10 protein-coding genes are annotated in these 12014 nt (G+C 71.2%); all 10 read left to right on the top strand.

Features of this window, described 5'->3' with window-relative positions:
• Window positions 1-22: 22 nt before the first annotated feature.
• Genes LRG10_RS07655 through pmbA form a run of 10 tightly spaced genes read left to right on the top strand, consistent with a single transcriptional unit; the run spans window position 23 to window position 11995 of the window.
• Window positions 23-1297: a glutamate-5-semialdehyde dehydrogenase gene (locus LRG10_RS07655; RefSeq protein ID WP_238635067.1), complete on the top strand. Its 1275-nt coding sequence runs from the start codon at window positions 23-25 to the stop codon at window positions 1295-1297.
• A gap of 19 nt (window positions 1298-1316) precedes the next feature.
• Window positions 1317-1973, top strand: coding sequence for a nicotinate-nucleotide adenylyltransferase (gene nadD, locus LRG10_RS07650; RefSeq protein ID WP_201172755.1), 657 nt, complete (start codon window positions 1317-1319; stop codon window positions 1971-1973).
• Between the two features lie 9 nt (window positions 1974-1982).
• Window positions 1983-2336 carry a ribosome silencing factor gene (rsfS, locus tag LRG10_RS07645; RefSeq protein WP_201172753.1) on the top strand — a complete coding sequence of 118 codons (354 nt, stop codon included), beginning with the start codon at window positions 1983-1985 and terminating at the stop codon, window positions 2334-2336.
• Window positions 2312-2776: a 23S rRNA (pseudouridine(1915)-N(3))-methyltransferase RlmH gene (gene rlmH, locus LRG10_RS07640; RefSeq protein ID WP_201172744.1), complete on the top strand. Its 465-nt coding sequence runs from the start codon at window positions 2312-2314 to the stop codon at window positions 2774-2776. Before rsfS ends, rlmH begins: the two co-directional genes overlap by 25 nt.
• A gap of 25 nt (window positions 2777-2801) precedes the next feature.
• Window positions 2802-3383 carry a nucleoside triphosphate pyrophosphatase gene (locus LRG10_RS07635; protein ID WP_201172741.1) on the top strand — a complete coding sequence of 194 codons (582 nt, stop codon included), beginning with the start codon at window positions 2802-2804 and terminating at the stop codon, window positions 3381-3383.
• 7 nt (window positions 3384-3390) lie between these two features.
• Window positions 3391-4839, top strand: a complete 1449-nt coding sequence (gene rng, locus LRG10_RS07630; protein ID WP_201172738.1) for a ribonuclease G — start codon at window positions 3391-3393, stop codon at window positions 4837-4839.
• A gap of 21 nt (window positions 4840-4860) precedes the next feature.
• On the top strand, window positions 4861-8274 hold the full coding sequence (locus tag LRG10_RS07625) for a YhdP family protein (RefSeq protein ID WP_238635066.1): 3414 nt from the start codon (window positions 4861-4863) through the stop codon (window positions 8272-8274).
• Complete coding sequence (locus tag LRG10_RS07620) at window positions 8258-9118, top strand: carbon-nitrogen hydrolase family protein (protein ID WP_201172726.1); 861 nt, start codon at window positions 8258-8260, stop codon at window positions 9116-9118. The genes LRG10_RS07625 and LRG10_RS07620 overlap by 17 nt, the downstream gene beginning before the upstream one ends.
• Window positions 9119-9126: 8 nt before the next feature.
• Window positions 9127-10599, top strand: a complete 1473-nt coding sequence (gene tldD, locus LRG10_RS07615; RefSeq protein ID WP_238635065.1) for a metalloprotease TldD — start codon at window positions 9127-9129, stop codon at window positions 10597-10599.
• Between the two features lie 52 nt (window positions 10600-10651).
• Window positions 10652-11995 carry a metalloprotease PmbA gene (pmbA, locus tag LRG10_RS07610; protein WP_201172712.1) on the top strand — a complete coding sequence of 448 codons (1344 nt, stop codon included), beginning with the start codon at window positions 10652-10654 and terminating at the stop codon, window positions 11993-11995.
• Window positions 11996-12014: the final 19 nt, after the last annotated feature.

The following is a 12014-nucleotide window of genomic DNA, read 5'->3' as shown; positions in this document are numbered from 1 at the left end:
CGAGGCCATTTGAGCAAACCCGATGAGTGCAGAGCAGTCGAGCGACATCACCGAGACCATCCGGCGGGTCGGGCAGCAGGCCCGGGCGGCCGGGCGTGCCCTGGCACGTTCCGGCACCGGGGCGCGTAACAGCGCCCTGGCAGCCATTGCCGCCCGCATCGAGGCGGGTGCCGAGGCCATCGCCGCGGCCAACGCCGCGGACCTGGACGCTGCCCGCGAGGCCGGGCTCGATCCGGCCCTGATCGACCGCATGGAGCTGACCCCGGGGCGCATCCAGGGTATGGCCGACGGGTTGCGCGAGATCGCCGGGCTGCCGGACCCGGTTGGCGCGGTGCGCGAACTCTCCGCGCGGCCCTCGGGGATCCAGGTCGGCCGCATGCGCATGCCCATCGGGGTGATCGGCATCATCTACGAGTCTCGTCCCAACGTCACCGCCGATGCCGCCGGGCTGTGCATCAAGTCGGGCAACGCCACCATCCTGCGCGGCGGCTCCGAGGCGATCCGTTCCAATCGGGCCATCGCTGAGCAGATCCGCGCCGGGCTGGAAGATGCCGGGCTGCCCGGCGACGGCGTCCAGGTGGTCGCGACCACGGATCGGGATGCCGTCGGCGCCCTGATCCAGATGCCCGAGTCGGTGGACGTGATCGTTCCGCGCGGCGGCAAGGGCCTGGTCGAGCGCATCGCGCGCGAGGCGCGGGTGCCGGTGATCAAGCACCTCGACGGGGTCTGCCACGTCTACATCGACGGGGCGGCCGATACCGACAAGGCAGTGGCCATCGCCGTCAATGCCAAGACGCAGCGCATGGGCACCTGCAACACGATGGAGACGCTGCTGGTGGACGAGGCCGCCGCCGGGCGCGTCCTCCCGGAGATCGGCCGCCAGTTGCGCGAGGCCGGGATCGAGGTGCGCGGCTGCCAGCGCACCCGGGACCGGCTCGCCGAGGCTGTACCTGCCACGGAAGCGGACTGGGCTACCGAACACCTGGGGCCGACCCTCTCGGTGCGAGTGGTGGACGGTTTCGAAGAGGCCGTGGCGCACATCGAGCGCTATAGCTCCGGGCATACCGAGGCCATCGTCACCGAGAGTTATCCGCTGGCCCAGCGCTTCCTCCGCGAGGTGGATTCCAGCTCGGTGATGGTCAATGCCTCGACCCGTTTCGCCGACGGTCAGGAGTACGGCCTCGGTGCCGAGATCGGGATCAGCACCGACAAGCTCCACGCCCGCGGCCCGGTGGGGCTGGAAGGGCTGACCACCGAGAAGTGGATCGTCCTTGGTGACGGCCACGTCCGCAGCTGACAGCGAGGTGAGTCGCCGCGTGAGACAACCGCTGCGCACCATTGGCCTGCTTGGTGGCACGTTCGACCCGATCCACTACGGTCACCTGCGCCCGGCTGAGGAGGTCCGCGAGGCGGTACAACTCTCCGAGCTGCGCCTGATCCCGGCGCGCATCCCGCCCCACCGCGCTCGCCCGCGGGTCGGGCCGGAGCAGCGGGCGGAGCTGGTGCGCCGGGCCGTGGCGGGCAATCCCAGCGCCTGTGTCGATGAGCGCGAGCTCCATCGCGACGGCCCCTCCTACACCGTCGACACGCTGGCCGAGCTCCGAGCCGAGCTGGGCGGGGTCTCGCTTTGTCTGATCCTTGGCTACGACACGTTCCTGGGCCTGCCGGGCTGGTCGCGCTGGCGGCTGCTGTTCGAGCGTGCCCACGTCGTGGTCACTGAGCGGCCCGGCGTGCGCGGCGCGCTGCCCGAAGCACTTGCCGAGGAAGTGGCCGACCGCGTCACCGAAGAGCCGGCGGGCCTGCGTCATAGCCCGGCCGGGCGCATCCTGTTCCAGGCGGTGACACCGGTGGATATCTCCGCCACGGGGATCCGCCGTTCCCTGGCCGTGGGTCGGTCCGTGCGCTATCTGCTGCCCGAGGCGGTGCGGCAGCGGGTGGTCGAGGCGGGCTGGTACGGCTATCCGCAGTTGTAAGAGGTCGTCATGGTGGTGGAAGAGCTGGAGCAACGGATCCGCGAGTCCCTCGACGGGATCAAGGCCCTGGACACGGTGGCCATTGATGTCCGCGGGCGCACGCCGGTGACCGACCTGATCGTGGTCACCACTGGCACCTCCCGTCGCCACGTGCACGCGGTGGCGCGCAGCCTGGTCGACGACGCCAAGGCCAGCGGGCTGACGCCGCTGGGCGTGGAGGGCGACGAGCCGAACTCGGAGTGGGTGCTGATCGACCTGGGTGATGCCGTGGTCCACGTCATGACCCGGGAGAGCCGCGATTTCTACCGGCTTGAGCGCATGTGGGAGATGGACGAGGCGTGCGCCTCCACCTCGTCGCAGTAGGCCAGAAGCCGCCGCGCTGGGTGCGGGACGGTTTCGAGGACTACGCCCGGCGCCTGGGCAGGGGGTGGCGTCTGGAACTGCACGAGGTCAGTGCCGGCGGGCGCGGCAACGACGACCCCCACGCCCGCGAGCGCGAGGGCGAGCGGCTGCTCCGGGCGCTGCCGTCGCGGGCGGTCTGCGTGGCCCTGGACGAGGCCGGCAAGCCCCGCGACACCCGGCAGTGGGCGCGCAGCCTGGAGCGCTGGAGCCACGAGGGTGGCGAGGCAGCCTTCGTCATCGGCGGCGCCGACGGGCTGAGTGAGGCGGTCCGCGAGCGCGCCGATGCCTGTTGGTCGCTGTCGCCGCTGACCCTTCCGCACATGCTGGTGCGGGTGCTGGTCGCCGAGCAGGTCTACCGCGCCTGGACGCTGCTCAGCGGGCATCCGTATCATCGAACCTGAGCGCACCGCCACAAGGTCTAGGGAAATGGAGCCTTACATCATCCTCGCATCCGGGTCGCCCCGCCGGCGCGAATTGCTCGAGCGCATTGGTATCGGGTATCACACGCTGCCGGTCGCCGTCGACGAAACCCCGGAGCCCGGTGAGGGCGCCGAGATGTTCGTCCTGCGCATGGCCCTGGAGAAGGCCCGGCGCGGCTACGCCGCTGCTGAGCAAAAGGCGCCGGCGCTCGGCGCGGATACCGCGGTGGTCCTCGACGGTGAGATCCTTGGCAAGCCCGCCAGCGAGGCCGACGCCCACGGTATGCTCGAGCGCCTGTCGGGGCAGACCCACCGGGTGGTGACCGGGGTGGCGCTGGTCGACGATCGCGAGGCCACCCGGCTGTCGGTCAGCCAGGTGACCCTGCGCGAGATCACCGCCGAGGAGCGGGCCCGCTACTGGGCCAGCGGCGAGCCGGTGGACAAGGCTGGGGCCTACGCCATCCAGGGCCGGGGCGGGGTCTTCGTCGAACACCTGGAGGGTAGTTACACCGGGGTCATGGGGCTGCCGCTCTACGAGACCACGCTGCTGCTCGACAAGCTCGAGATCCCCTGGCGCGAGCGCTGGTAGGGGGCGCGTGAGCCAGGAGATCCTCATCAACCTCACCCCCCGCGAGACGCGGGTGGCCCTGGTCGAGAACGGCGTCCTTCAGGAGGTCCACCTGGAGCGGGCCCGCCGCCGCGGGCTGGTGGGCAACATCTACCTGGGCCAGGTGCGCCGCGTGCTGCCCGGTATGCAGGCAGCCTTCGTGGATGCCGGGCTGGAGCGCACCGCCTTCCTGCACGTCTCGGATCTGCAGCGCGAATCCGGCGGACCCCCGCCCCCCATCGACCGGCTGCTGCGCGAGCAACAGGCGCTGCTGGTGCAGGTCATCAAGGACCCGATCGGCAACAAGGGGGCCCGGCTCACCACGCAGATCACCGTGCCCTCGCGCTACCTGGTCCTGACCCCGCACTCCGCGGGCGTGGGCATTTCGGCGCGGATCGAGGAGGAGGCCGAGCGCGAGCGGCTGCGTGCGGTGGCTCAGGGGTTCGACGCCGAGCGCGGGGAGGCCGGGCTGATCTTCCGCACCGCGGCGGAGGGGGCCGCGGACGAGGCGTTGAGTGCCGACCACGACTTCCTCGTGCGGCTCTGGGAGAGCATCCGCCGGCGCGCCGGCGAGGCGCAGCCCGGGACCCTGGTCCACGAGGATCTGCCCCTGCTGCTGCGTGCCCTGCGGGATCTGGCCACCCGGGACTTGGAGCGGGTTCGGGTGGACTCCCGCGAGGGTTACCTTCGCCTGCGTGACTTCTGCAAGGACCTGCTGCCCCATGTTGCCGAGCGGGTGGAGCTTTACGCCGGCGAGCGGCCGATCTTCGATCTCTACGGGGTTGAAGAGGAGATCGAGCGCGCTCTGTCGCGCCGTGTGGATCTCAAGTCCGGCGGGCATCTGATCATCGATCAGACCGAGGCGATGACCACCATCGATGTGAACACCGGTGGTTTCGTCGGCAATCGCAACGTCGATGAGACCATCTTCAAGACCAACCTGGAGGCCGCCCAGGCCATCGCCCGGCAGCTGCGCCTGCGCAACCTCGGCGGCATCATCATCGTCGATTTCATCGACATGACCGACGCCGAGCACCGCCGCCAGGTTCTGCGTGCCCTGGAAAAGGCCCTCGAGCGGGATCACGCCAAGACGCAGATCGGTGCCGTCTCCTCGCTGGGGCTGGTGGAGATGACCCGCAAGCGGACGCGGGAGAGCCTCGAGCAGGTGACCTGCGAGCCGTGTCCGACCTGCGGTGGCCGGGGTACGGTGAAGAGCGCCGAAACGGTGGTCTACGAGATCTTCCGCGAGATCCTGCGCGAGGTGCGCCAGTTCGAGTCGCAGCGGGTGATCGTGCTGGCCGCGCCGTCGGTCGTTGAGGTGCTACTCGACGAGGAATCCACCAGCCTGGCGCAGCTTGAGGAGTTCATCGAGCGACCCATCGAGCTGCAGGTCGAGTCCCTCTACGTGGCCGACCAGTACGACGTCATTCCCGTATAATCCGTCGTTATGGTTGCCCTGATGCGCCGCTTCGGCCCGCGCGTGCTGCGCGGCCTGCGCCTGGTGCTGCTGGCGGCGCTGTTCGGCGCTGCAGCACTGCGTCTGGCCGTCTGGCTGGCCCCCAACTTGAACGCGCCGGTGGAACGGTTGGCTGCCGAGGCCCTCGGGGCGCCGGTGGCCGTGGACAGTGCTGATCTGGTCTGGCGCGGCCTGTGGCCGGGGATCGAGCTGACCGGTGTGCGGGTCGGGGACGAGGCGCCGATCACCCTGGAGCGGACCACGCTGACCCCTGCGCCGCTGGAGAGCCTGCGTGCCGGCGCGCTCCGGTGGGCCGCCGTGTCGGCGGCGGGGTTGCGCGTCACCGTGGAGGCGGACCGGCATGGCTGGTCCGTGCCGGGGCTGGGGGACGGGGTGCAGCAAGGGGCGGCGGCGCTGGACCTGCGGGCGGTCCCGCGGCGTGTGGCGTTGCGCGATGCCGCCGTGGAGCTGATCCCCCGCCGGGGTACGGCCGGGGAGCGTGTCCGTTTCGAGCTGGCCGGACGCCGCGACGCCGAGGCGCTGGAGTTCGGCCTGCGCAGCGCCGGGGACGAGGCTGGGCCGGGCCGGGGGCTGCAGCTGGCCGCCCGGTTGCCCTTGCAGGCGCCCGCCGCGGCGACCGTTTATGCGGCGTTTGACGGGGTCGCCGTGGCTCCCTGGGCAGCCGTCCTGACCGATACGCGTGCCTCCGGGATCCTCGACGGTCGGCTCTGGCTGGAGCTGGCCGACGGCCGGGCCGATGCTCTCCACGGCAATCTGCGCGGTCGTGACCTGGGCATGGAGCCGCGGCGGCCGGCGCCGGGAGTCGACAACCTGGCCGCCGAGGCGCGCTTTGCCGGGCGGGACTGGACCGCTGAACTGGCCGCGGCCGAGACGGCGCTCGAGCTGCCCTGGTTGTTCCGGGAGGATGTCGCCGTGGGCCGGGCCCGGGCAGTGCTCGGCGGTAGCTGGCAGCCCGACGGGCGCTGGTCCGTCGAGCTGCCGCGGGTGTTTGTCGAGAACGCCGATACCCGCGCCAGCGGGCGCGGGTCGCTCACCGGCGGCGATGGTGACACCCCGCGGTTGTTCCTGCGCGCCAGCGCCGATGAAATCCCCATCGAGCGGGTGCCCGCCTACGTGCCGGCCGGGGTCACGCCACCGGAGGTGGTCGAGTGGCTGGAGGACGGCCTGCTCGGCGGCACCGCCCACGGTGCCGAGCTGCTCTTCTTCGGCCGTCCCGACCGCTTCCCCTTCGACGCCGGTGACGGTGTCTTCGACGTCCGTGCCGGGGTGCGCGGTGGCCAGTTGCGTTACGACCGCGGTTGGCCGCGGCTGACCGGCATCCACGCCGACCTGCGCTTCCATAACGCCAGCATGGCCATCACCGGTCGCGGGTACACCAACGGGGTGGAACTGCGCGACGTGGCGGTGGGTATCCACGATCTGCGCGAGCCCATCCTCACCGTGCGCGGTCGAGGCGAGGGCGATGCCGGTGGTGGTCTGGGCTTCCTCGCCGGCTCTCCGCTGGGGCGCGAGTGGCTCGGCGATCCGGTGCCGCTGTACGCCAGCGGCCCGATGGCCCTCGACCTGGATCTGGCCGTGCCCCTGGAGATGGTTCACCCCGAGACGGTCCTGCTCGACGGCCGGGTGCAGCTCCACGGGGTCGATGCGGGCATCGATCGCTGGGTGCATGCCCAGGCACTGACCGGTGCCCTGAGCTTCGATGCCGCCGGCATACGCAGCGCCGGGGAGCTGACCGGCCGCTGGGGCGGCGAACCGCTGTCGATTGGGGTGCGTACCGCCACCGTGGAAGGGCGGTCGCGCATCCTCCTCGACGCCGCCGGTCATGGCACGCCAGCGAGCCTCCTCGAGGGGCTGGCCGAGGATCCGGCCTGGCTGAGCGGTGCCGCCCCGTGGTCGGTCCGTGCCCGCCTGCCAGCCTTCCAGCCGCACCTCCAGAGGCCGGAGATGAGCCTGCGGGTGCGCTCGAGCCTCGCAGGCACGCAGATGGCCCTGCCGGCACCGTTCGGGGTCGAGCGCGACGAGCGCCGCCACGTGCAGGCGGACTTGGGCTTCTCGGCCGGGGGGCTCGAGTCGTACTGGCTGAGCTACGGTGAGGAGCTGATGCGCGCCGGGGCGGCGGCGGGCGAAGACGGCCTGCCGCGGTCGCTGGCCCTGCGCTTCGGCCCCGGTGCGTTGAGGTTGCCGACCCGCGGGAGTGTCGTCGAGGGCCGGATCGACGAGCTGGACCTCGATGCCTGGCGGCGCTGGCTGATCGGGCAGGCCGGCGACGGTCTGTCCGGTCTGGGTGCGCAGGGCGCGGCCTGGCGGCCGCCGCTGCCGCTGCGTGGCCACTTGCGCGTCGGCGATCTGACCGTCGGCGCACGGGGGTACGGCGACCAGACGCTGGCGGCGGAGTGGTATGCCGATCAGCCCGGGCAGCTGGCCCTGCGCGGCGATCTGATCAGCGGTCAGGTCACCTGGGACGAGGCGTTGCGGCGGGTCCGGGCCGACCTGGATCACCTGGATCTGCCGGTGCCGCAGGCTGCCCCGGATGCCGGGCCGGACCTGGCTGACCCCCGTCCCCGCATGGCCGGGCCCGGCGCGGCGGCTTGGCCCGAGGTGGATATCGACGTGGCCAGTGTGCGTCTCGCCGGCCGCGTGGCCGGTGCCGGTCGAGTCCGGCTGCGCCCCCGCGGCGAGGTGCTGTACATGGATGAAGCCAGTATCCGCGGGCCCACGCTGCACCTGGTGACCAGCGGGGAGTGGCGGCCCACCGGAACGGCACTGCGGGGCCGGCTGCGCAGCGGCGATGTGGGGGATCTGCTCGGATTGCTGCAGGCACCGCGGGCGGTGACGGTGGCGGACGTCGACATCTCCGCCGAGCTCGGCTGGCCCCAGGCTCCGTGGGGGGTGGAGCTGGCCGATCTGGTGGGCGCGGTGCGGGTGCGCATGAACGACGGGCGCATCACCGACGTGGATCCGGGCGCCGGGCGCGTGGTGGGGCTGCTGGGGCTGCGTATGCTGCCGAGGCGGATCCTGCTCGACTTCGCCGACCTCTCCGGGCAGGGTTTTGCCTTCGATCGCATCAGCGGCCGGGTGACCGCTGCCGGTGGCTACGCCCACGTCGATGATCTGCGCATCGCCGGACCGGCGGCGCGCGTTACCATATCGGGGAACATGAATCTGGCGCAGCGTGTCTACGATAATCATGTCGTTGTCGAGCCGCGCCTCGGGGCGACGTTGCCGCTACTCGGGGCGCTGCTCGGCGGCGGGGTGGGGGCTGCCGGCGGTTTCCTGGCCGATCAACTGCTGGGCGAGGGGGTGGACCGGGCAGCGGCGGTGCGCTATCGCGTGGCGGGGCCGTGGCACGAGCCCCGCGTCATCAGGCTTGGAGTCGAGGATGCAACACAGCGCTAATCGAGCCCGAGGGCTCTCCGAGAACGGCCAGTCCCGGCGTCACAACCTGGCGGCGGTGCAGATGGCCTCGGGCCCCCACGTCGAGGCCAACCTCCAGGAGGCCGAACGGCTCATCGGCGAGGCCGCCGAGGCCGGGGCCGAGCTGGTGGTCCTGCCCGAGAACTTCGCCATCATGGGCTACCAGGACACCGACAAGCTCAAGCACGCCGAGGCCGAGGGCAACGGTCCCATCCAGGCGTTCCTAGCCGAGCAGGCCCGTCGCCACCGAATCGTGCTGGTCGGCGGCACCATCCCGCTGCAGGGCGCGACTCCTGAGCGCATCCGGCCGGCGGCGACGGTCTACGGTCCCGATGGCAGCCGCCTGGCCTGCTACGATAAGATTCATCTATTCGATGTAGAGGTGGCTCCAGGCGAGGCCTATCGGGAATCGAACACCCAGCAGCCCGGGGAGACCCCGTTGGTGGTGGAGACGCCGCTCGGGCGGCTCGGCGTGGCAGTCTGCTACGACCTGCGCTTCCCGGAGCTATTCCGCGAGCTGGCCGCCCAGGGGGCAGAGATCCTAGCGGTTCCATCGGCCTTCACCGCCGTGACCGGCGAGGCGCACTGGAGCGTGCTGGTCCGTGCCCGGGCCATCGAGAATCTCTGCTACGTGGTGGCGTCGGATCAGGGCGGCTACCACGTCAATGGCCGTGAGACCCACGGTGAGAGCATGATCGTCGACCCGTGGGGGCGCGTCATGAAGAGCCTGGAACGCGGCGCCGGGGTGATCACCGTGGAGGTGAGCCTGAGCCGCCTGCACGAGATCCGGGAGCGTTTCCCGGCCCTCCTTCACCGCAAGTTGTAGGTGACCGAATGATGAACCACGCCGAAGCCGCTACTGCGACCCCGGACCCGCTTCGTCAAGCCGAGGAGCGGTTGCTGGCGCCGGCCGCACTCGACGAGGCGCGCCTCGGTCAGGTGTTCAGCCGCCTGCTGCGCCCAGGCGTGGACTTCGCCGATCTCTATTTCCAGGCCGCCCGGCGCGAGGCCTGGGTGCTTGAGGACGGCATCGTCCGCGAGGGCAGCCATAGCATCGACCGCGGTGTGGGTGTACGTGCCGTCAGCGGCGAGAAGACCGGGTTCGCCTACTGCGACGAGATTGGTCTGGAGGCGTTGCTGGATGCCTCCTCGGCTGCTGGTGCGGTGGCGCGCAGCGGACAGAGCCGCAGCCTGGCCGCCTTCCGCAGCGGTGCCGTGGGCGGGCTCTACCACGGCGATGATCCGCTGGCGAGCCTCAGCGCGGACGACAAAGTGGCCCTGCTGCACCGTGCCGAGGCCGCGGCGCGTGCCGTCGACCCGCGCATCGTCCACGTGGTGGTGAGCCTGGCCGGTGCCCACGACACCATCCTGGTGGCGAACTCCGAGGGCGGCTGGGCCGGGGATATCCGCCCGCTGGTCCGGCTCAACGTCTCGGTGCTGGCGGCCGCCGGCGAGCGCCGCGAGAGCGGGGCTTCCGGTGGGGGCGGGCGTTACGACTACACGCGTTTCGTCGAGCCGGAGCGTGTCGAGGCCTATGCCCGCGAGGCGGCCCGTCAGGCGCTGGTCAACCTCGAGGCCGAAGAGGCGCCGGCGGGGAATCTGCCCGTGGTCCTCGGTCCCGGGTGGCCCGGGGTGCTCCTGCACGAGGCCGTCGGCCATGGCCTGGAGGGGGATTTCAACCGCAAGGGGACCTCGGCATTCACCGACCGCATTGGCGAGCGGGTGGCCTCTCCGCTGTGCACCGTCGTCGACGACGGTACCATCGCCCATCGGCGGGGGTCGCTGAACATCGATGACGAGGGCCACCCCAGCCAGTGCAACACCCTGATCGAGGACGGGGTGCTCACCGGCTACATGCAGGACCGGCAGAATGCCGGACTGATGGGCATGGCGCGCACCGGTAATGCCCGCCGGGAGTCCTACGCCCACCTGCCCATGCCGCGGATGACCAATACCTACATGCTCGCCGGTCCCCACGGCCCCGACGAGATCATCGCCTCGGTGGACCGGGGGCTGTACGCGGTGAACTTCGGCGGCGGCCAGGTGGACATCACCTCGGGCAAGTTCGTCTTCTCGGCCAGCGAGGCCTACTGGATCGAGAACGGGCGTATCCAGCACCCGGTCAAGGGCGCGACCCTCATCGGCAACGGGCCGGATGTGCTCACACGGGTGAGTATGGTGGGCAACGACCTGAAGCTCGACGGCGGTATCGGGGTCTGCGGCAAGGAGGGGCAAAGCGTCCCCGTGGGGGTCGGCCAACCAACGCTCAGGGTCGACGGCATGACCGTCGGCGGCACCCAGGCCTGATCGCCCCGCGCCGTCGCCTGGAAACCCAACTGACAACGGAGAAGGCGAATCCATGCCGGATCCCCGCAACGAACTACCCGCCCCGGCAGCGCTGGAAGGTCTGGTGCAGCAGGCCCTCGACGAGGCCCGCGGGCACGGGGCCGATGCTGCCGAGGCGGCCTGCTCCGGCGACATCGGCCTTTCGGTGAACGTTCGCAAGGGTGAGATCGATACCCTGGAGCACCACCGTGGCCGGGATATGGGGGTCACCGTGTACTTCGGTGGCCGCAAGGGCAGTGCCTCGGCCGGGGAGCTGTCCGAGCAGGCGGTGCGCGAAGCCGTGCAGGCGGCCTGCGACATCGCCCGCTACACCTCCGAGGACCCTGCGAACGGTCTGGCACCGGCCGAGCGCATGGCGGTGGACCCGCCGGACCTCGACCTCGATCACCCCTGGCCCCTGTCGGCGGACGACGCCGTGGAGCTCGCCCGCGACTGCGAGGCGGCGGCGGTGGAGGCCGATCGGCGTATCGAGAACACCGAGGGTGCCGGGGTCAGCATCCACCGCGGCCTGCACGCCTACGGCAACAGCCACGGTTTCTTTTCGGTGCTGCCGGAGTCGCGCCACGGTATCCACTGCGTGGCGGTGGCCGGACGCGGCGAGGCCATGCAGCGCGACCACTGGTACAGCGTGGCCCGCGACCCCGCGGCTCTGGAGGAGGCCCGGGCTGTGGGGCGCCAGGCGGCCGAGCACGCCGTGGCCCGGCTTGGCGCCGAGAGTCTCAACACCGAACGGGTACCGGTGCTCTTCCGTGCTCCCGTGGCCCGCGGGCTGGTGGGCCATCTGGTCTCGGCGGTCCGGGGCAGTGCCCTGTACCGGCAGGCTTCGTTCCTGGTCGACAGCGCCGGCGAGCAGCTCTTCCCCGCCTGGCTGCATATGGTCGAGCGGCCGCACATTTGCCGGGCGCTGGGCAGCACGGCGTTCGATGCGGAAGGGGTGGCCACCACCGAGTCGGCGCTGGTGCAGGACGGGGTGCTGCAGCGCTATGTGCTGGACAGCTACTCCGCCCGCCGTCTGGGCCTGGAGACCACAGCCAACGCCGGCGGCGTCCACAACCTGGAGGTCAGCGGCGGCGATGAGGACTTCGACGCCCTGCTCCGGCGCATGGGCCGCGGGTTGGTGGTCACTGAGCTGATGGGCCAGGGGGTCAACCTGGTCACCGGCGACTACTCCCGTGGTGCCGCCGGTTTCTGGGTGGAGAACGGGGCCATCGACCGCCCGGTCCAGGAGATCACCATCGCCGGCCATCTGCGCGATCTTTTTGCCGGCATCCAGGCGGTGGGCGGCGACGTGGACCGGCGCGGCAACATCCGCTGTGGCTCGATCCTGGTCGAGGAGATGACCGTCGCCGGGCAGTGAGCGTCCGGTGCCGGGCGCG

The sequence above is a fragment of the Halorhodospira sp. 9628 genome (assembly GCF_022228075.1).
GTDB lineage: Bacteria > Pseudomonadota > Gammaproteobacteria > Nitrococcales > Halorhodospiraceae > Halorhodospira > Halorhodospira halophila_A.
Note: the sequence above shows the minus strand (reverse complement) of the source record. Positions and strands in the feature narration are given on the sequence as shown.